This window comes from Alteraurantiacibacter aquimixticola (assembly GCF_004965515.1).
Lineage (GTDB): Bacteria > Pseudomonadota > Alphaproteobacteria > Sphingomonadales > Sphingomonadaceae > Alteraurantiacibacter > Alteraurantiacibacter aquimixticola.
The window spans coordinates 220031-240521 of record NZ_SSHH01000004.1 but is presented as its reverse complement, the minus strand read 5'-3'; the positions used below and the strand labels follow the sequence as shown (position 1 = coordinate 240521).

19 protein-coding genes are annotated in these 20491 nt (G+C 62.6%); 11 read left to right on the top strand and 8 right to left on the bottom strand.

Annotated features, from left to right (window positions below):
• Nucleotides 1-3 precede the first annotated feature (3 nt).
• Nucleotides 4-246, bottom strand: a complete 243-nt coding sequence (locus tag E5222_RS14795; RefSeq protein WP_136694571.1) for a ribbon-helix-helix domain-containing protein — start codon at nucleotides 244-246, stop codon at nucleotides 4-6.
• Between the two features lie 113 nt (nucleotides 247-359).
• Here E5222_RS14795 and E5222_RS14790 point away from each other — a divergent pair, with 113 nt between their 5' ends.
• Nucleotides 360-1130, top strand: coding sequence for a helix-turn-helix domain-containing protein (locus E5222_RS14790; RefSeq protein WP_136694570.1), 771 nt, complete (start codon nucleotides 360-362; stop codon nucleotides 1128-1130).
• A gap of 37 nt (nucleotides 1131-1167) precedes the next feature.
• On the opposite strand, the gene phbB is transcribed toward E5222_RS14790, so the two are convergent.
• Both phbB and E5222_RS14780 read right to left on the bottom strand, forming a co-directional pair.
• The gene (gene phbB, locus E5222_RS14785; RefSeq protein ID WP_136694569.1) at nucleotides 1168-1890 is read right to left on the bottom strand and encodes an acetoacetyl-CoA reductase; all 723 of its coding nucleotides are present in this window, start codon (nucleotides 1888-1890) and stop codon (nucleotides 1168-1170) included.
• A gap of 121 nt (nucleotides 1891-2011) precedes the next feature.
• A complete protein-coding gene (locus E5222_RS14780; RefSeq protein ID WP_136694568.1) occupies nucleotides 2012-2749 on the bottom strand; it encodes a hypothetical protein in 738 nt (245 codons plus the stop codon).
• A 415-nt stretch (nucleotides 2750-3164) separates the two neighbouring features.
• Between E5222_RS14780 and E5222_RS14775 the strand changes: the two genes are divergently transcribed.
• The 5 genes from E5222_RS14775 to E5222_RS14755 all read left to right on the top strand — a co-directional run bounded on the left by E5222_RS14775 (nucleotide 3165) and on the right by E5222_RS14755 (nucleotide 9302).
• A complete protein-coding gene (locus E5222_RS14775; RefSeq protein ID WP_136694866.1) occupies nucleotides 3165-3620 on the top strand; it encodes a DUF3576 domain-containing protein in 456 nt (151 codons plus the stop codon).
• Nucleotides 3621-3645: 25 nt separating this feature from the next.
• Nucleotides 3646-6192, top strand: coding sequence for a leucine--tRNA ligase (leuS, locus tag E5222_RS14770; protein WP_136694567.1), 2547 nt, complete (start codon nucleotides 3646-3648; stop codon nucleotides 6190-6192).
• Nucleotides 6192-6692: an LPS assembly lipoprotein LptE gene (gene lptE, locus E5222_RS14765; RefSeq protein ID WP_136694865.1), complete on the top strand. Its 501-nt coding sequence runs from the start codon at nucleotides 6192-6194 to the stop codon at nucleotides 6690-6692. Before leuS ends, lptE begins: the two co-directional genes overlap by 1 nt.
• On the top strand, nucleotides 6689-7723 hold the full coding sequence (gene holA, locus E5222_RS14760) for a DNA polymerase III subunit delta (protein WP_136694566.1): 1035 nt from the start codon (nucleotides 6689-6691) through the stop codon (nucleotides 7721-7723). Before lptE ends, holA begins: the two co-directional genes overlap by 4 nt.
• A gap of 130 nt (nucleotides 7724-7853) precedes the next feature.
• The gene (locus tag E5222_RS14755; protein ID WP_136694565.1) at nucleotides 7854-9302 is read left to right on the top strand and encodes a sugar transferase; all 1449 of its coding nucleotides are present in this window, start codon (nucleotides 7854-7856) and stop codon (nucleotides 9300-9302) included.
• A 13-nt stretch (nucleotides 9303-9315) separates the two neighbouring features.
• Here the strand turns inward: E5222_RS14755 and fcl are convergent, their stop codons facing one another.
• Entirely contained in the window at nucleotides 9316-10242 is a 927-nt protein-coding gene (fcl, locus tag E5222_RS14750) for a GDP-L-fucose synthase (RefSeq protein ID WP_136694564.1), read from the bottom strand.
• On the bottom strand, nucleotides 10242-11312 hold the full coding sequence (gene gmd, locus E5222_RS14745; RefSeq protein ID WP_136694563.1) for a GDP-mannose 4,6-dehydratase: 1071 nt from the start codon (nucleotides 11310-11312) through the stop codon (nucleotides 10242-10244). Before gmd ends, fcl begins: the two co-directional genes overlap by 1 nt.
• 219 nt (nucleotides 11313-11531) lie before the next feature.
• Between gmd and E5222_RS14740 the strand changes: the two genes are divergently transcribed.
• Nucleotides 11532-12566, top strand: a complete 1035-nt coding sequence (locus tag E5222_RS14740; RefSeq protein ID WP_136694562.1) for a nodulation protein NodZ — start codon at nucleotides 11532-11534, stop codon at nucleotides 12564-12566.
• A gap of 103 nt (nucleotides 12567-12669) precedes the next feature.
• A complete protein-coding gene (locus tag E5222_RS14735; protein WP_169053626.1) occupies nucleotides 12670-13272 on the top strand; it encodes an FkbM family methyltransferase in 603 nt (200 codons plus the stop codon).
• Between the two features lie 15 nt (nucleotides 13273-13287).
• Here the strand turns inward: E5222_RS14735 and welK are convergent, their stop codons facing one another.
• Together welK and E5222_RS14725 are read right to left on the bottom strand one after the other, a co-directional pair.
• Nucleotides 13288-14331 (bottom strand): beta-1,4-glucuronosyltransferase WelK, encoded by a 1044-nt coding sequence (gene welK / locus E5222_RS14730; RefSeq protein WP_136694560.1) that lies wholly within the window; start codon nucleotides 14329-14331, stop codon nucleotides 13288-13290.
• Nucleotides 14328-14867, bottom strand: a complete 540-nt coding sequence (locus E5222_RS14725) for a hypothetical protein (RefSeq protein WP_136694559.1) — start codon at nucleotides 14865-14867, stop codon at nucleotides 14328-14330. Before E5222_RS14725 ends, welK begins: the two co-directional genes overlap by 4 nt.
• Nucleotides 14868-15132: 265 nt before the next feature.
• Here E5222_RS14725 and E5222_RS14720 point away from each other — a divergent pair, with 265 nt between their 5' ends.
• From E5222_RS14720 to E5222_RS14710, 3 genes are read left to right on the top strand one after another with little or no spacing between them, the layout of a single operon-like run.
• Nucleotides 15133-15798, top strand: coding sequence for a polysaccharide biosynthesis/export family protein (locus tag E5222_RS14720; RefSeq protein WP_136694558.1), 666 nt, complete (start codon nucleotides 15133-15135; stop codon nucleotides 15796-15798).
• A 13-nt stretch (nucleotides 15799-15811) separates the two neighbouring features.
• Nucleotides 15812-18007, top strand: coding sequence for a GumC family protein (locus E5222_RS14715; protein ID WP_136694557.1), 2196 nt, complete (start codon nucleotides 15812-15814; stop codon nucleotides 18005-18007).
• A 58-nt stretch (nucleotides 18008-18065) separates the two neighbouring features.
• A complete protein-coding gene (locus tag E5222_RS14710; protein ID WP_136694556.1) occupies nucleotides 18066-19235 on the top strand; it encodes a glycosyltransferase family 4 protein in 1170 nt (389 codons plus the stop codon).
• Here E5222_RS14710 and E5222_RS14705 read toward each other — a convergent pair.
• A complete protein-coding gene (locus tag E5222_RS14705) occupies nucleotides 19232-20491 on the bottom strand; it encodes an O-antigen ligase family protein (protein ID WP_169053624.1) in 1260 nt (419 codons plus the stop codon). The two genes, E5222_RS14710 and E5222_RS14705, sit on opposite strands and share 4 nt — an antisense overlap.

The following is a 20491-nucleotide window of genomic DNA, read 5'->3' as shown; positions in this document are numbered from 1 at the left end:
GCGCTACTCGTCTTCCAGCACCCAGCGGGCGGCGAGCCACAGGCGGATCGCGCTGGCAAGGCCCGGGGGCGTGTCCGCCTTGATCCGCTCCGCATCGATCTGCGCCACCAGCGCATTCACCGGCAGCTGCGCATCGGCTGCTTCCTTGCGCAGCAATTCCCAGAACAGCGGTTCGAGGCTGATCGAGGTCTTGTGTCCGGCAATTTCGACCGAGTGCTTCACGGGGGGGTGGTAGATGTCGGGCATGGGCCGATCCCATAGAGCTCTTGCGGCCTGGCATATACGATTTTTTTGGGGTGTCGGCTGTGGGTCACCCGGCATAGGTTGGCAAAGCGGTTTCGCAGGGAGAAGGCGAGCGGATGGTGGAAGGATTGCTGGCACTGACCGCGAAGGAGAAGGAGACGCTGCGCCTCGTCATCCAGGGCTATGACGCGAAATCCATGGCGCGCCAGCTCGACCTGTCGGTGCATACGATCAACGAGCGGCTGCGCCATGCGCGGCGCAAGCTGGCCGTGACGAGCAGCCGCGAAGCCGCGCGCATGCTGGCCGAAGTAGAGGCGCCTGCGGCCAAATCGCCTCCCCCCAATTCCTTTGCGTACAAGCCAATGGGGGATGATCGCCCGGCGTCGGGCATGACATCCGAAATCCAGCAACGACCGGGGACCCTCCCCGGCTGGATAATCGGAGGTACCATCATCATGTCACTCATTCTGGCAACGCTCGCGATCGTGAATCTCGCGCAAGGCTCGGCACCGGCGACCGCTGACACCCACCCGTTCGAAGCCAACTTGCCCGCAGAGCAGGCGGCTGCCGTCGCGCAATCGGCGCGCGATTGGCTTGCGCTGGTGGACGCCGAGCAGTGGGAGGAAAGCTGGCAGGCGACCGGCACGGTGTTCCGCGAGCTCAATACCAGCACCGTATGGGCAGAAGCTTCGGAACAGGCGCGCGGTCCGCTGGGCGCGGTCGAAACGCGACTTCTGGCTGAGGTGGAAACCGTGCCCGCCCCGCCGCGCGGCTACCAGATGGTGCGCTTCCGCACCGATTTCGCCAATCGCAGCGGCGTGATCGAGACGGTCATACTGCAGCGCGAGGACGAGCAATGGAGAGTGGTCGGCTACTGGATTTCCTGACGCCGCAAGGGACGATCAGGGAAGGGCGGCCGGCACTTCAATACATGTGCTGGCCGCCATTGATCGACATGGTTGACCCGGTGACGAAGCCGGCATCCTCGGACGCAAGGAAGCTCACGCCGCGGGCGATTTCTTCCGCATGGCCCAGCCTTCCGACGGGGATCTTGGCGACGATCTTCTCCAGCACGTTTTCGGGCACGGCGGCGACCATGTCGGTATCGATATAACCCGGCGCAATCGCGTTGACGGTGATGCCGAAACGCGCGCCTTCCTGCGCCAGCGCCTTGGTGAAACCGTGGATGCCGCTCTTCGCTGCGGCATAGTTCACCTGCCCGTACTGGCCCGCCTGTCCGTTGATCGAGCCGATATTGATGATGCGGCCCCATTTCTGGTCGCGCATATGCGCAAAGCACGCCTTGGCAAGGTTGAAGCACCCGCCAAGGTTGGTGTTCACCACATCCATCCAGTCTTCTTGGCTCATCTTGAGCAATGTGCCGTCGCGGGTGATGCCGGCATTGTTCACCAGCACATCGATCGGGCCGACATCCTCGGCGATCTTGGCGCAGGCTGCCTGCACCGCATCGTAATCGGCCACATCGAACTTGTAGGCGGGAATGCCCGTTTCTTCGGTAAAGGCGCGCGCCTTTTCGTCATTGCCGGCATAATTGGCGACCACGGTCATGCCATCGGCCTTCAGGCTTTCGCAGATTGCCTTGCCGATGCCCCGCGTTCCGCCGGTAACGATTGCGACACGTGCCATAAAATTCCCTTTCGAATCATCAGATCGAGCGATTAACCCCGTCTTAGGCAGTCCGCTGTTGCAAGGTAAAGAAAAACCCCGCCGAAGCGGGGTTGTCCGATGGTCCGTATTGATCTGCCGGTCAGAAGCGGAACTGCGTGCCGATATAAACGGCCTGGCTGTCCTTCTGCTCCAGGTCGGGGAGCGTCGTGCGCCCGTCGCGATCCTGCTGGTAGCGGATGCCGGCGCGTACATCGAGATTGCGCGTTAGGCGATAGCTGCCCGCGACATCGAGTGACTGGTCGCCGAGCGAATCCAGCGTCTGCGGGGCAGAGGTTGCGGGACGCTCCGCCTCTTCCAGCGCGATGCGGGCGGCGAAGCGGCTCGGCTCCTCACGCACGCCGGGCGCGGGCTCGAATTCCGAAAGGTCGGGGATGGCCGCATTGCTGAGCGGCTGCGAAAGGGCAGGTGCCGCCTGCGCAAAGCTGCGATAGCCGCGTGCCAGGCCAAGATTGTAGCGCGAGGTTGCAATCTTCGCGCTGGCTTCGGCCACCGCTTCGCTGCGCGCGCTGGAAATGGCATTGCGGACCGAGATGGCCTGCGCCGTTTCCTCATCCACGCGGACAGCCACGGTTACCGAACGATCGCTGGTGGCATCCGACCCGGCTGGCGTGAAACGCACCAGGCCCGACGTCGCAACGCCGCGCGATTCGAGCATGCGCACCATGCGCGGATCGGCAGAGGACGGGGTGAAGGATGCAAGACCATTGCGCGCCGCGGCCACCGCATCGGCATCGAGCAGGCCGACAGCGAGGCCGGCGCTGGGCACGCCGACCAGCATGACGATCCCGGCAATGCCGGCCGCCAAGCGGTTCTTCATACCTGATGTCGCCATCCTGCTCACGCGATCACCTAATCCTTGACCAGTCCACAACTCCGAACCTTCCAGCCCGAAGCCGTATCCAAGGAAACCATATCGCAGCTGAACATCAGCTGATGCCCCGATACTGCGACTCTCTCCTCTGAGTCGTTTATTTAGACCGAGTCCGGCACTTATGCCAGTTCCGTGCAACAGGGCAGTGCTGTTTTTTCAAACTGTTGCCATAGCTCAACATTAACCACTTGCTCCCGCTGCCAATTCAGCAGTGGTTCACTGGCCGGGCATGCAGTAGGGGACGCGGGGCCGCAGTGCCTTGCCGCAGGGCGCTGGCGAGCTATAGAGGCGCTTCGGGTGCCTTGTGCGCACCGTACGAAACAGGAATACAGGACCAAGAATGGCACTCTCCAAAATCCGCATGGCAACTCTCGGCACTGCTCCGGCAGCAGGCCTCGCACGTTCGTTTGCAGCGGGCCTGCTGGCACTCGGCGTGACGGCATGTGGGGGTGGCGGTGATCGGCCGCAGGCGGATATCGCCGCTTCGCAGATCACCAATATCGGCGTGAATTCCTATCTCTGGCGCGCCAGCCTGGAAACGCTGTCCTTCATGCCGCTGACGCAGGCGGACAGTGCAGGCGGCGTGATCGTGACCGACTGGTATGCGAACCCTGACAGCCCGGAAGAGCGGGTGAAGGTGTCCGTCTCCATCCTCGATGCGGATTTGCGCGCCGATGCGCTGCGCGTCGCCGCCAGCCGCCAGGTGCTGCAGGGCGGCGTCTGGGTGGAGGCGCCGGTTCAGGCGGCCACCGTCCAGCGGCTGGAGGACATCATCCTCACCAAGGCGCGCGACCTGCGCCGCTCCGCCATCGGCTGACCCGTAAACACCACAAGGCTTTTCCATGACTGATTCGCGTTTCAATGTCCGGTTCGATGCCGGGCAGGCCGACTGCCGTTGGCAGAAGGCGTGGGAAGAGGTGCGCTGCTTCGAAGCTGATTCCACCAGCGACAAGCCCAAGAGCTACGTGCTGGAGATGTTTCCCTATCCCAGCGGGCGCATCCATATCGGCCATGTCCGCAACTATACGATGGGTGACGTGCTGGCCCGCTACAAGGCGATGCGCGGGCATGAGGTGCTGCATCCGATGGGCTGGGACGCCTTCGGCATGCCGGCGGAAAACGCGGCGATGGAAAAGGGTGTCCACCCCGCCGGCTGGACCTATGACAATATCGCCACGATGAAGGGCCAGCTGAAGCAGCTGGGCTTCGCGCTCGACTGGTCCCGCGAATTTGCGACCTGCGACCCTGAATATTACGGCCACGAACAGGCGCTGTTCCTCGACCTTTACGAGGCAGGCCTCGTCTATCGCCGGACAAGCGCGGTGAACTGGGACCCAGTGGACCAGACCGTGCTCGCCAATGAGCAGGTGGTGGATGGGCGCGGCTGGCGCTCGGGCGCGCTGGTGGAGAAGCGCAACCTCAACCAGTGGTTCCTCAAGATCACCCATTTCGCGCAGGACTTGCTCGACGGGTTGGGAGATCTCGAAGGCTGGCCCGAAAAGGTGCGGCTGATGCAGGAAAACTGGATCGGCAAGAGCACCGGCCTGCAATTCGCCTTCGACCTTTCGAATGGCGAAAAGCTGGATGTCTACACCACGCGTCCGGATACGATCTTCGGTGCGAGCTTCGTCGCGGTCGCGGCGGACCATCCGCTGGCGCAAGGTGTTGCCGATGGCAATGCAGAGGCGCAGGCCTTTATCGAGAAGTGCCGCGAAGGCGGCACCACCGCTGCCGAACTGGAAACTGCGGAGAAGCTCGGCTTCGATACCGGCATCACCGCGAAGCATCCGTTCAGCGGTGCGGACCTGCCCGTCTACATCGCCAATTTCGTGCTGATGGATTACGGCACCGGCGCGATCATGGCCGTGCCGGGGCATGACCAGCGTGACTTCGATTTCGCGACCAAATACGGCCTGCCGATCACGCGCGTGATTGCCGCCAATGCCGATGAGGCCGACGCACCGCTCACCGAAGCCGAGGCGGGCGATGGCGTCTGCGTCAATTCCGACTTCCTCAATGGCGTGAGCGTCGCCGATGCCAAGGCCGAGGTCATCAAGCGGATCGAGGCTGCGGGCTCTGGCGAGGGCAAGACCGTGTGGCGCCTGCGCGACTGGGGCGTTTCGCGCCAGCGTTACTGGGGCACGCCGATCCCTTTCGTCCATTGCGGTGCCTGCGGCGTGGTGCCGGTGCCGAAGGACCAGCTGCCGGTGAAGCTGCCCGAGGATGTGGACTTCTCCACTCCGGGCAACCCGCTATTGCGCCATCCGACCTGGAAACATGTCGACTGCCCGAAATGCGGCGGCAAGGCGGAGCGGGAGACCGACACGCTCGACACCTTCGTCAATTCCAGCTGGTATTTCCTGCGCTTTGCGAGCCAGCCGGCAGACAAGCCTTTCGATGCAGCCGAAGTCGCGCAATGGATGCCGGTCGAGCAATATATCGGCGGGATCGAGCACGCGATCCTGCACTTGCTCTATGCCCGTTTCTGGACGCGCGCACTGGCCCATTGCGGCCTCGTCGATGTGCAGGAGCCCTTCGCTTCGCTGTTCACGCAGGGCATGGTCACGCATGAGACCTACAGCCGCAAGGATGGCGCGCGCGAGACTTATTTCACGCCCGCTGAAGTCGATCGTTCGAGCGATGGCGCGGTGCTGAAGGCCGATGGTGAGGCGGTCGATATCGGCAAGGTCATCAAGATGTCCAAGTCGAAGAAGAACGTCGTCGACCCGGAAGACATCATTGCCGATTACGGCGCCGATGCGGTGCGCTGGTTCATGCTGTCCGATAGCCCGCCCGAGCGTGACCTGCCGTGGTCCGAAGCCGGGATCGAGGGCTGCGGCCGCTTCGTCCAGCGCCTATGGCGGCTGTTTGGACAGATCGGCGCAGGAGGGGCAGGAGCAGATGCCAATCAGGATGTCGCCCTTGAACGCAGACTGCACCAGACTATCGCTGCGATGGCCGAGGATTTCGAGGCTTTGGCCTTTAACAAGGCCGTCGCGCGGATTTACGAGCTTACGAGCGCGATAGAGAAGGCGGAATATTCTGCCAGCCGTTCCGAAGCGATCAGGAAGTTGCAGCTCTTGGTGGCACCGATGATGCCGCATCTGGCCGAGGAGGCCTGGGCCATCAACACCCATGGCCAGTTTGGCCTCATTGCCGAAGCGGCATGGCCGGACGTGGACGAGGCCATGCTGGTCGAGGACGAGGTGACCATTGCCGTCCAGCACAAGGGCAAGCTGCGCGATACGCTCACCGTCGCCAAGGGCCTGCCGAAGGAAGAGCTGGAGGCGCTTGCACTCAGCAGCGAGAAGGTCCAGCGTTCGATCGACGGAGCCGAAGTGCGAAAGGTGATCGTGGTGCCCGACAGGCTGGTGAATATCGTCACGTGATGAAGCCGCTGCGCCTTGCCCTAGCCCTCGGCCTGCTTGCCGCGACTTCGGCTTGCGGCCTCAGGCCGATCTATGCCGGCGGGGCCGATGGCGCCGTAGCGCAGGGGCTGGCGGCGGTCGAGGTCTCACCCATTGAGGGGCGCGAGGGCTGGCTGGTGCGCAATGCGCTGGAGGACCGGCTGGGCCAGACGGGCAAGGATGCGCCGACGCGCTATCGCCTCGACGTGCTGCTCGACGACCAGCTCGAAGGCCTCGGCCTCCTCACCGACGATACGATCGGGCGCGAGCGGCGGACTTTGCGCGCACGCTACCAGCTCGTCGATATCGAGAGCGGAGCGATCCTTGTCGATGCGACGGCGGGATCGGATGCCGGCATCGATATCGTCTCCTCCGAATTCGCCACCATCGCGGCCGAGCAGACGGCGCTGGAAAACCTCGCGCAGCAGGTCGCCGACCGCATTGTCTCGCGCCTGACTTTGGCGCTCAGCGCGCCGTCGTGAAGGCGACGCAGCGCGACTTCCTGGCGGTAGCGCAGCGCGCGGGCCCCGGTTGTGCGATCTGGTTCTTCTGTGGACAGGATGAGGCGGGGGCGTCCTCCGCCGCCGCCAAGGTCATCGCCATGCTCCCCGATGCCGGCGAGCGGGTCGACCTTTCCGGTGCGGATCTCAAGTCCGATCCCGTGCGGCTGGTGGACGAGGCGCGCTCGACCTCGCTCTTCGGCGGAGCACGGCATATCCTGGCGCGCGTGGCGGGCGAAGAGGCGCATGACGCTGTCCGCACTTTCCTCGAAATGGCGGATGTGGGCGAAACCGCGGGCGCCTGCCCGATCTTCATCGTCGCCACTTCCGCCACCGACAAGTCGCGCACCGCCAAGCTGCTGCTGAAGCGCGATGACGGTGTGGTGGCGATGTTCTACCCGCCCGACCTGCGTTCCGTGACCGGCGAAGTGCGCACCATGGCCGATGCTGCGGGCGTGCGTCTGGGCGGTGACCTTGCCGAACGGATCGCGCGCGCGGCCAGCCTCGACGTGCGGCTTGCGCAGTCCGAGGTCGAAAAGCTGGCGCTCTATCTCGATGCCTCGCCGCAATCGCCCAAGCTGGCCGAACCTGCCGCCTATGAGGAAATCGGCGCGAAGACAGAGGAGGACGGCTTCATGTCGCTGGTCAACGCCGTCCTCTCAGGTGAGGTGCGCAAGCTGCCGGCCGAACTGGCGCGAATGAGCGAAGTCGGCCTCAATGCCGTGGGCGTGGCGCTGGCTTTGGAGCGGCGCGCGGCGCAGCTGGCGGGCCTTGCCGCCAAGCTCCAGCCGGGTGAGGACATCAACGCGCTGCTCGATCGCCAGCGCGTATTCTTTCGCGACAAGCGCGACCTTGGCGTGCAGTTGCGGCGCTGGCCCGCGCACAAGCTGGAACGGCTGGTCCCGCGCCTTGCAGAGCTGCATCGCAGCCTGCTGAGCAACAGCCAGACGGCCGATTTGCTGCTGGCGCAGACACTTACGCAGATTGCCCGCGTCGCAGCCAGCCGACGCTAAATCACTCAACAACCCGCATTTTAGCACGCGTCACCGCATTTCACCTGCGGATGACTGGTCAACGCGGGTTGACGGGATATTAGGTATATCTACGTAATTCCTCAGCTGGAAGCAGGGGGCACGACGCGCAATGGATCTCACTCCGGCCAGGGCGGAGATCGACAACGCTGCAGCTGACCTGACAGCTGACGGCACAGTCGACGCCATTCCGCGGCGTATCCCGAACCCGCCGCGCAACGGGCTTGCCATGCCGCTCGAGCGCAGGCGCTTGCGGCTTCACGTGATGCAAATGCTGCTCGATGGGCTGGTGCTGCTCGTCAGCTTCTGGCTGATCCGCGAACTCTATCCGCGTGCGGGCAGAGATGCGATGCTGGCAGTCTACTTGCTGCTGCCGATGTTCCATACCATCGCCTTCTACAATTCCACCTATTCACGCGATGGACTGACCGACTGGAAAATGGCTGCCGGTCGCGCTCTGTCCGCGCTTCTCGTGTCTGCCATCCTTCTCAATTTCGTTGCCTTCTTCGCAAAGTTCAATGCCGAGTTCTCGCGCGTGGTGTTCGTCGGCGGAATGATCCTCTCCGGGATGGTCATGGTCGCGGTCCGCTATCTGGCGGCCCGGGCGATCCGGCACGCCTGGGGACCGAGCGCGACCAATCGCCTGCTGATCGAAGCCGGCGGGCCGAAGGTTGCCATCCCGCACCTCTACCGGGTGGATGCGCGGGATCATGGCTTGCGGCCCGATATCGCCGATCCCGCGGCGCTGGACCGACTGTCGCGCTATTTGCGCAACATGGACCAGGTCATCGTCAGCTGCCAGCCCGAGCAGCGCATTGCCTGGTCCGAAGTGCTCAAGGGTTCGGGCATACATGGCGAAGTTATCAGCGAATATGCCCAGCAGATCGGCGCGCTTGGCATTCGCCACTATCTCGATACCGGTATGGCCTCGCTGATCGTGTCGACCGGGCAGCTGGGCATTCGTGCGCGGATCATGAAGCGCTGTTTCGACCTTGCCCTGACCCTGCCCGCGCTGGCCGTGCTGTCCCTGCCGATGCTGCTGGTGGCGCTGGCCATCAAGCTGGAAGACGGCGGGCCGGTGTTCTTCCTGCAGCGCCGCATGGGCAGGGGAAACACCTTCTTTGACATCATCAAGTTCCGCTCGATGAGTGTGGCGAAATCAGATCCCGACGGCGGGGTTTCAGCTTCGCAGGACGATGCGCGAGTGACGCGCGTCGGTAACTTCATCAGGCGCACCAGCATCGACGAACTGCCGCAGCTCATCAATGTGGTGCGCGGCGACATGAGCCTGGTCGGGCCGCGTCCGCATGCGCTGGGATCGCTGGCGGGAGGCAAGACCTTCTGGCAAGTCGATCGCAAGTACTGGCAGCGCCATTCGCTGCGGCCGGGCATTACCGGGCTGGCGCAGGTGCGCGGCTATCGCGGTGCGACCGATACCGAAAGGGACCTGGTCGACCGGTTGCACTCGGACATGGAGTATATGAGCCGCTGGAGCCTGTGGCGGGACGTGCATATCCTGGCCTCTACGCTGCGCGTGCTGGTACACCACCGCGCGTTTTAGGCGACGCGGATCGCTAGGCCGCTAGGAAGGCGCGATAGGCATCGGCAATGCCATCGCGGAGGGCGATGCGCGGTTTCCACCCCATCGCAGCGATCCTGTCTCCGCTCATCAGCTTGCGCGGCGTGCCGTCGGGTTTGCTGGAGTCCTTCGTGATCGTTCCCTCGAAGCCGACGACATCGCAAACCATCTGCGCCAGTTCGATAATTGGCAGGTCGCTACCGGAACCCAGGTTCACATGCTCCTCGCCCGAATAGGTCTTGAGCAGGAACACGCAGCCATCGGCCAGGTCATCGACATGCAGGAATTCGCGTCGGGGCGTTCCCGTGCCCCAGATCTCGATGGAGGGCGCCCCCGCCAGCTTGGCCTCATGCGCCTTGCGGATCAACGCGGGCAGGACGTGACTTGACGCAAGGTCGAAATTGTCGCCGGGGCCATAAAGGTTGGTCGGCATCGCGCTGATGAAGTCGCAGCCATATTGCCGGCGATAGGCCTGGCACAGCTTGATCCCGGCGATCTTGGCAATGGCATACCATTCATTCGTCGGCTCCAGAGGGCCGGTCAGCAGCGCCTCTTCGGGGATCGGCTGCGGCGCCAGCTTGGGATAGATGCAGGAGGAACCGAGGAAGAGCAGCTTCTCCGCCTCGTTGCGCCAGGCAGCATCGATGACATTCGCCTCGATCATGAGGTTGTCGTAGAGGAATTCCGCCGGATAGCTGTCATTCGCAAGAATGCCGCCAACCTTCGCCGCCGCGACTATTACCGCATCGGGCCGATTGTCGGCGAACCAGCTGCGCACCGCCGCCTGTTCGCGCAGGTCGACCGAACGATCTGCAGTCAGGACCTCGCATTCCTCCGAAGCCAGCCGTCGGACGATGGCCGATCCCACCATGCCCTTGTGCCCGGCGACATAGATGCGCTTGCCGGCGAGGTCATATGTCATCAGTCGCTCCCGGAAATGGTTTCGTTGCGCATCACCTGCATGTCCGCCTCGACCATTTCGCGGGCCAGCTCGCGCACGCTGGTCTCGTGCCGCCAGCCGAGCTTCTGGTGCGCCTTGGCCGGGTCACCGATCAACAGGTCGACCTCGGTGGGCCGGAAATAGCGCGGATCGACCTCCACCAGCAAGCGGCCGTCGGATTGCGCATAGCCCTTCTCCTCCACGCCCTCGCCGCGGAATTCGATGGGGATGCCTGCGTCCTCGAAAGCCCAGCGCACGAAGTCGCGGACATAAGTGGTCTCGCCCGTTGCAAGGACATAGTCGTCGGGCTCGTCCTGCTGCATCATCAGCCACATGCCGCGGACATATTCCTTGGCGTGGCCCCAGTCGCGCTGCGCATCGAGATTGCCGAGATAGAGCTTGTCCTGCCGTCCCAATGCGATGGCGGCGGCGGCGCGGGTGATCTTGCGGGTGACGAAGGTCTCTCCGCGCAGCGGGCTTTCATGGTTGAACAGGATGCCGTTCGAAGCATGCATGCCATAGGCTTCGCGGTAATTGACCGTGATCCAGTAGGCATAGAGCTTGGCCGCGGCATAGGGGCTGCGCGGATAGAAGGGCGTCGTCTCGCGCTGCGGGACTTCCTGCACCAGGCCATAGAGCTCCGAAGTGGAGGCCTGGTAGAAGCGGCAGCTCTTCTCCATCCCCAGGATGCGCATCGCCTCCAGCAGCCGCAGCGCGCCGACGGCATCAGAGTTGGCGGTATATTCGGGCGTTTCGAAACTCACCGCCACATGGCTTTGCGCGGCGAGGTTGTAGATTTCGGCGGGTTTCACTTCCTGCACGATGCGGATGAGGTTGGTGGAATCCGTCAGGTCGCCATAATGCAGGTGGAAGCGCCGGTTATCGACATGCGGATCCTGGTAGATATCCTCGATCCGGCCGGTGTTGAAACTGGAGGAGCGGCGCTTGATGCCATGCACCTCATATCCCTTTTCGAGCAGCAGGTGCGCGAGATAAGCGCCATCCTGCCCGGTAACGCCAGTGATAAGTGCTGTCTTCGAAGATGATTGCATGCCTGGCGCTGGAACCTCGCTGCTGTGTGCCCGGCGCAGGGATCCGTCTGACTTCTGGACCAACCTGGCGGCTTGGGGATTGTCTGCCGAAGGCCTCGGCAAGAGTCTGCGGAATCACTAGCTTTGCCGTCGTGGCATGGCAATTCGAAACCGGCTGAAGATTGGTGCGATGCAGCAAGGCTGTTGCCGAGACTGCGAAATTGCATCTATGGGTCGGCCATGGCGTCGCGTGTTCCCGAAAAGGCTTCCCCTGTAGATGCGGGCGATGTCGTATCGACCGGGGATGCAGACCTGCGGCGCGTCTTGCTGGTTAAAGCCAAGGGCGGGCTGGGCAACCGGATCCTCTCGGCCGTCACCGGCTGTGTGTATGCGCGGCTGCATGGAAGGCAGCCGTGTATAGACTGGCGCGATGGCGCCTATGTCCCGGAAGGCGTCAATCTCTATCCGCTGCTGTTCGATGCGCAGCATAGCGGCGACCCTGCCCTGTACGACGGCGCGGACATTGCCGCTCCGCCCGTATGGTCGGGCCAGCTGCACAAGCAGCCCGTCGATATCATTCGCGCGCGATATCCGCGCTCGCACCGCAGCCCTTTCGTCTATCGCAAGCTGTGCGTGGACCTTTCGGCGCCGGATTCGGACGCGCCAGTGGCTGTCTTCTGGTCCTATCTTCCCAAGATGCAGCGGCTTGCCGGCGTCCTGTCGCGAGACAAGCGTTTCGTCGGCAGATCGGAAGACGAGATCACCAAGGAGATGCTGCACCGCTATTTCACCCCGGTTGCGGAGGTGCGAGAGGCGGTCGACGCGGCCTTCGCGCATATTGAGGGCCCGCTGATCGGGGTTCACCTGCGCTTCACCGACCGCAAGGTGCCTATTGCCAAGATTCTGCACCGGATCGACCGCATGCGCGAAGCCCAGCCCGATGCGGCGCTGTTCCTCGCAACCGACAGCAGCGAGGCGCAAGAGGCGGTCCTGTCACGTTACGAGCGGGTGCATACGCTGCCCAAGACGCTTTCGCAGGACGGTGCCGCGCTGCATTTCAGCCAGGATGAATTCGCCGACCCCGTGCGCGAGGCGCGCGCGGCGCTGGCCGACATGGTCGCGCTGTCGCGTTGCGACTGGCTGATCCACAGCCGCCACTCGACCTTTTCGGTCACGGCGGCGCTGATGGGAGATATTCCGGTAGAGCGGCAATTCGATGTTGACCGCTTCAACGTGAAAGTGGTCGCCAAGCGCTGGTTCCAGGCGCGCGCGTGACGCAGGCCGGTTTGAGGGATCCATAATGCTATCAAGAACACTCGGCAGGGCCTGGCGGCGGGCCAACAGGCTGGTTTCCCGGCGCTGGCTGCAGGGGCAGGTCGTGAAGAACGCCGTCGAACTCAGGCAATATGGCCAGGGGCATGCCGCATGGTGGGTTCCCGCAGACCTCGCGGCAGGATCGGTTGCCTATTGCGGCGGCGTCGGCCTTGATGCCACCTTCGATTTCGCGCTGGCCGACGAGATGGGCCTGGAAGTGCACAGCTTCGATCCCACGCCGCGCGCGCTGGAATATATGGAGCGCGAGAACAGGGGGCGGGTCCGGATGCATCCATGGGGTCTGCTCGACCGTGACGAAGTGGTTCGCTTCCATGCGCCTGCCGACCCGCGCCATGTCAATTTCTTCGTCGAGAACCTCCATGGCACGGAGGAATATTTCGAGGCCGAATGCCTCACCATTTCGACCGTCATGGAACGGCTCGGGCATGAGCGCATCGACCTGCTCAAGATCGATATCGAAGGCAGCTGGGGCAAAGTGATCGACCGCATGCTGGACGATTCCATCCTTCCCGGCACGCTATGCGTGGAATTCGATTCACCGGCGCCGCTCTGGCGTGTGCGGCCTATCGTCAGGCGACTGCAGAAGGCGGGCTATTCGCTGGTCCGGCGCGACAAGGAAAACTGCGTCTTTGTCCATACGCGCTAGGCGTGGGCAATGGATCTAGCCGGTAAGGGCGGTCCCGCTGCGCCGAGGCACGACGCTCTCTACGATGGGCCGCAGGGCGGCGATCATCTCTGAATAATCGGTCGTCACCGCTTGGGGCCGGTGGTTCCTCGCCTTTTCGAGCGCTTCGGCGAAACTTTCCTGATCGTGCGCGACCAAGATCAGGCCGCGCGCGGCAAAGGCCTCGGCGATTTCCACCTGGTGGTTGTCGTAATGCTCGCCCAGCGCGAACTGGCGCGGGATCACAATCACTCGGCAGTGTTGTTGCAGGGCGGTGATTATGGAGCCGGTACCGCCATGGCAGACGACGAGCTTCGCCTTGGTCAGGGATTGCCTGATTGCATCGAACGACAGTTCCTTTACCGTCTCGACACCGTCGATGCCTTCGCCCCCCTCTCCGTCCTCGCCCACCTGCAGCAAGACGCGTTCGGGTATATGCCCTGCTTCCTTTGCCGCAGCTACATAGTCGACCAGGCGTGCGAAGGGCAGCGTCGCGCCCACCGTCGCAAGCAGCAGATCCTCCTTTTCTGGTGCCGGTGTGTCGATATGCTTGAGCGGGTCGAAAGCCACCGCGCCATTCCATGACCGGGCCGAGCCTTCCGACTGGGCGAAGCGATGGTGCGCCAGGAAACCCGCCATGCGTGCGAAGGCGCTGGGGGCGTCGAACCGCGCGAAACTGTCGATCAGGATGATGCGCGCGCCAAGCAGGCGCGCCCAGAAGAGGATGAAGACCTGCGATCCCGCGCCGGTGGTGATGACGATATCGGGCCGGCGCTTCAGCACGATACGCAGCGATGTCCACAAGCTGGACAAGGCTCGGCCCAGCATAAGGAAGGGTGCGCCGAGCTTCGCTTGCCCGAGGGCGAAATGGGGCACGAAGCTGGTGTCGAATTTCTCGCTCAGCGAACGGCCGAGTGCGGTCGCCTCGGTCACGAGGAAATGCGGATACTCATCCCATAACGGCGCGAGATCGAGGATCTGGCGGACATGCCCGCCGCCGGATGCGGCAAGACAAATAACGGGCCGGCCTTCGCGGGTCATGATGGCTGCCTCCCCCGACGCATAACCCGTCGGCCATAATAAAAAGCACTTGCGGCGACCACCAGGGCCAGTCCGCCATCGACGACCCAGTTCACCTTCACGGGTCCATAATAAAGCAGCACGTCCGTCAGATGCAGCGATACGATGCGCAAGGCATAGAGCGGCAAATAGCCGAGCGTTGCCATGGCAGCTACCCACACGGCACGTCGCGATCTTGAGTTTGTGATGCGGAGCCGGTGCCAGGCAAGCCAGCCGGCCGCTGCGGCGAGAAGCACGGTCACGAGTGCGAGCGGCATCTGGAACTGGCGGCGGTTCGCATACCAGCCTTCGGTCCGCGAAAGGCCGCGCAGCCACTGCCGCAGCGATTCCTCAACGCCTTCGAGGCGGATCACGATCAGCAGTGCGAAGGCGATTGCGATGACGGCCCAGAGCACGCGATCCGGCTTCGGCATATGCTGCACTGCAGCAAGAGCTGCGGCGCCGAGGCATGTTAACGCCACGACGCCGTAAATCAGGACGATCAGGACAGTTGTCATTTCGAGTGCAGAGGATTCCCAGTGGCTGGCGAAGCGAACCGCAACGGGCAGTCGGTTCCTTTTTTGGCACGGCTCATGCTGCGCCGATACCGGTTTTGGCCAGGGGGCATTGCTTTGCAACATGAAACATGCTTGTTGATAACTCAGGTAATTTTACTTATCGGCTTTTGCGGGGTCGTCGATGGTGCGCTTTACGGATGATAGGGGGGCTGTTTTGCAGCATCGAAAGCTGGTTGCCCGGACAAGGGCGTGTCTCGTTGTCGCTATGTGCGGGGCCACCATGGCATGCTCCTCCGGGCCGAATATAGGCCCCGGCAGGGCGGTCACCGAGCCGCTTGCCGCTCTCAACCAGCAGCATTTTTCTTACGAAGCCCCCGAATATTACGCGCTGCGCCCGTCCGATGTCATCGACGTTACAGTTTTTCGCGAAGAAGAGCTGTCTGCCACCGGCTTGCAAATTGGCCCTGACGGAAAGGTCTCCCTTCCCCTGATTGGGACGATGGACGCAGCCGGGCTGACCGCTGTGCAATTCCAGGAGGCTGTGGAGACGGCGCTCGGGGCGCGCTACCTGCGCGATCCCAGCGTGGCAGTGAACGTCGCCAGCTATGCTTCGCACCTTGTGACGGTGGAAGGCTCGGTAGGTAATCCGGGCTTGTTCCCGTTCCAGCCCGGCACTCGTCTGAGCGGCGGGATAGCGCTTGCCGGCGGTCCTGAACGTGTTGCGAACGTGGAACAGGTCGCAGTTTTCCGCCAGACGCCGGAGGGTATGGAGATCGCCAAGTTCGATTATGGTGCGGTGCGGGAAGGTACCATGCTCGATCCGCTGCTGATGCCTGGCGATCGCATCGTGGTCGGCAGGGATGGATTGTCGCAACTGTATCTCGACTTGCTGCAATCCCTGCCGATTTTCGCCGTGTTCACCCGTTTCTAGGTTGGGGTAGCCGATGCAAACCGAGCAGACTGCCGCAAACGGCCGAAGCAACAGGATGGACCGCTATATGCCGCGGCAGGATGGTTATTATTCCGATGGGCCAGTGCCCATGCAGCTCAGCCTGACGGCTATCCGCGCGATCATTTGGCGGCAACGGTTCATTTTTGCAGGTGTCATCCTCCTGGTGGTCGTCGGGACCCTGATCTGGACGCTGCTGCAGACTCCGATCTACCAGGCCGAGGCAAAGATCCGCGTGAACCTGTTCGGTACTACGATCGTGGAAGGGCAGGACGTTAGCGATCCCTTCGTCCCCACGACCCAGGTGGGCGACTACCTGATTACCTTGTCCGAGGTGATCCAGAGCAGAAGCATGGCCCTCAAGGTGGCGGATGCGATGAATCTGCATAACAATGCGCAGTTCATCGCAGATGCCGGCATCGGTGGCGACGATACCTTGAGCGAGGAGGAGCGGCGTCAGATCGCAGCGTCAATACTGCAAGGCAATCTGGAGGTGACTCCGCCGGCGAGGTCGCAAATTCTTGCAGTCGGGTATTCCTCCTCCAACCCGGTCCTCGCGGCCGAGATCGCGAACGGGTATGCCGAGAATTTCCTGACCGACGACATAGATCAGTCCGTGGCTGCCAATGCGTATGCCCAGGAATATCTCGAGGAGCAGATCGCCGATGTCCGCAGGCAATTGCGCGAAGCGGAAATCACTTCCATCGACTATGCCAGGTCGAACCAGATCATCGGTCAGTCCTCCGATGCGGGCGCACAGGCGGCCACGTCCGGCACGGCGCCGACACTGACCGCAAGCAACCTTGCGAGCATCAACACTCGCTATATCGAAGCGCGCGCAGAGCGGCTATCTGCCGAAGCGCGCTGGAATGCCGTTGCCAACGTGCCGGCGGCGCAAATCGCCGAAGTCCAGCAGGATGCGGCAATCCAGCGTTTGCTGGGTGAAAGGGCACAGCTGGAGGGGCGGCTTGCCGATCTTCGCGTGCGCTATCGCGACGATTATCCCGCCGTGCAGGAGTTGCAGTCCCAGATCGAGGAACTGAACGGGCAGATAGCCAGCATGCGTTCGGACGTGAAGCAGCGTCTGCGTAACGAGTACCTGGCGGCGGTGCGAGAGGAGAACATCCTGTCAGACGAACTGCGCCGTGTTTCCCAGAACTCGCTCGAAGAGCAGGATCGCCGCGTTCAGTTCAACCAGATCGATCGGGATGTGCAATCCTTGCGCAGCCAGCTCGATAGCTTGCTGGCCCGCTACAACCAGATTGCGGCTGCAGCGAATATCCAGAGCAGCAAGTTTACCCTGCTCGATCCTGCGCGAATCCCGACCGGTCCTTCCTCGCCCAATCTCTGGCGCAACCTGTTGGTCGCGCTGGTCCTGGCAATCGCCCTTGCGATCGCGATCGCCGTGCTGCGCGAGATCCTCGACGACAAGCTGCGGACCATCGAAGAGTTGGAAACGCGCCTCAAGCTTACCGCTCTTGGCCAGACACCCTACGTGGCAGACGAGGTTTCCGACGATCTCGACAACCGCTTCAGCCCGATCAGCGAAGCCTATTCGTCCATCCGGGCATCGCTGGAATACTATCTCGGCGATGTGAAGGGTTCGGCGATCCAGTTCACGAGCAATTCGCCCGGCGAGGGCAAGACGACCTCGGCAAGTGCGGTGGCGCAGAAGTTTGCAGCCGTTGGCTACAAGGTACTGCTGGTCGACATGGACTTGCGGCGGCCCGCACTGGCTGCCCGTTTCGGGGTCGCCAGGCCGAAAAGCGGGCTGGTCGAAGTCCTGCATGGCCATCTGCCTCTGCAGAGCGCCATCATTCCCTCCGGCAAGGAAAACCTCGATCTGCTGCTGACCGCAAAGTCTCCGGCACAGCCCGTGGAAATTCTGTCATCGGGCCTGGTCCCGGCCATGCTGGCGCAGGCCAAAATGCGTTACGATCTGGTTATCGTCGACAGCTCTCCCGTGCTTGGCATCGCGGATGCTCCGCTGCTTTCCCGCTCGGTCGATGCCGTTGTGATGATAATCGAGGCTAACCGTGGCCATATGCGCGATGTGCGCACCGCTGTGCGGCGCCTGCAGGACATGAACGCAAACATCGTCGGCGCTATTATGACGAAGTACCGGGCGCTCGAAGCGGGCGAGAGCTACAACTACCAGTACCAGTATTACTCCTACAATGCAGAAGACTGACGCCATTCCCGAACTTTCGGGAATGGCAACGAAATCGCAGAGTACGGGCACGGGTTAAGTGGCAACCATCGCCCATCTGTCGGCGGATTTCCCGGACCCGGTTGTCGAGGGCAAGACTCGAGCGATCCGCACCATCGTCGAACTCGTCGACGACCGCTTCGATCAGTCCATAATCTCGATCAATCGCCGCGCACCCGGCTTCGCTGAGCTTGCGAGATCGTTGCTCGGCGGCGGCCTGCCGATCGAAACGCTCGCCTTCCCTGCGGGTGTGGCGATGACCTATGCCGCCCCGGGCAAGGGGATCCTGCACCGCGTCATGCTCGAAAAACTCGGCGATGCGATTTGCGCGCGATTGGCCGGTGAGCGTACACCGGATCTGCTGGTGGGCCACAAGCTCACCGTGGAAGGTTTCCCGGTCGCTCGCGCAGCAAGCCGGCTCGGCAAGCCCTATGCCCTTACGATACAGGGCGATACCGATTGCAAGATACTGGCACTGCGGCCGGACCTCCAACCTGCTCTGAAACGCATCTTCCACGGGGCAGCAATGGTGACGAGTTTCGCACCCTGGTCGCTTGAGGCAGTCGAGAGCAAGCTCGGCAAGCGGCAGGGGCCGACTTTCGTCATACCTTGTCCGACGGAGCTCGATCGGCCGCTTGCGCCTGATCCATCGGGCTCCGGTCTGCTCACGGTTTTCCACCTGAAATCCCAGCGGCGCAAGAATCTCGCGACCATGGCGCGGGCCATGGATATGCTCGCCGATCGGGGCGAGGCGCAGGAACTGGCAGTCGTCGGCGGTGGATCGCCAAAGGACATGGAAGTTGCCCGCAAAGTTGCATCGCGAGCCGAACACATCTTTTTCGAGGGCCCATCGGATCGTGCTGCAATTCAGGCAAGGATGAACCGTGCGGCCGCCTTTGTGCTGCCATCACGCCGGGAAAGTTTCGGTCTCGTCTTCGTCGAAGCCCTCTTTGCCGGCTGCCCGATCATCTATCCGCGGGGTCGCGCGGTTGATGGCTACTTCGATGGTATGCCTTTTGCGGTGGCGGTCGATCCCGGCGATCCTGCGGCGTTGGCCGATGCGATCTGCGAACTCACGCGATGCCAGGCGGAAGCCAAGGCGGCATTGGCCGAATGGCAGGCGTCCGATCATGCGCGGCGGTTCACCAGACCCGCAATAGCCGAAGACTATGGCAAAGCTCTGGAACAGGCTTTGCGTTTCGCGGATTAGTCGGCAGTTTGACTCTGACGGTCGGAACGATGCGCCATGCCCAGGCTGACGGTGATCCCCAGCAAGGCATAAAACCAGACAAGAGCCGAAAGCCAGATGGCGACGGAGATGATGCCCAGCGCAAAAATGCTGTAGCTGATCGCGACGCCCATGCGCAGATGGCGATCGGCACGCGGCGAGTGCGACGCTGCGCGTCCAAGCCGGTAAACGGCAACGACGGTGGCGGCCAGCAGCAGGATCGAGGGGAGCGCTCCATACTGAATGGCGAGCCACAGCCAGTAATTGTCGACCGATTCCAGCATCCAGAAGGGTCGTTCCCAGTCGTTGTAGCCGACACCGAAAAAGGGATGGTTCCGAACCGATGCCGAACCATGGTTCCAGATCAGGATGCGGTTATACGAGCTGACCGAGTTCAGCGCCGCATAGCGAACCAGCAACACGAATGCGCCGGACTTCGTGGCGAGTTCCAAAACGAACATGACGACGGCGCAAGCCAGGACGAACAGCCGCCAGCTGATGCCGCTAATCTGCTCGGTCAGCCACGAGTAAAAGATCAGACCGAAGCCGGCCAGAAGAGCGAGCAAGGCTGCCGAACTGATGGTGAAGAAACTGCAGAGCGAGGCGATAAACCCGGTGATTTTCGGCCAGCCGCGCAATCCCGAAAGGGCATATAGCGGCAGGAAGCTACCGAAGAATATCCCCGCCAGGATCGAATGGGGGAAGGGTCCCGGCGCCCGCATGAGGCCAAGGCGTTCGACAGCACCCAGGCGCACGGGCTGGCCCGTGACTGCCGATGCGAGAGGCTGGACAATGAAGGAATGGGTAATCGACTCCAGCGCCAGCATGAGAGCGATAAAGCCCAGGGCCGGGGCAATAAGCACGAGGAAGATCCTGAAGTCTCGCGGAGACCGTATGGCGATGCGGCCGCAGAGATAGGAAATTACGATGTCGATAAATTGCGAACCGCCACCTTGAATGGCTGTTTCCACGTCCATGGTGGCGAACAGGGCAATGATGATCCACAGCCCTATCCCGCAGACCAGTGTGTCGGGCAGGGTCCACCGCAGCTGCCCGCGAATGATGGTGATGATCACCAACAGCATCACCGCGAAGAGCAGGATGCGATACGCCGGCAGGACAACCGTACCGATCTGGGCGTTGAATTGCGGTGGCAGCAAGAGCACCCAGAAAAACGCGGCCATGGCGAGCACGCGGGTAGGCAGGGCTTTCTCGCTTGTTGGCCCGGATTCGGCCAA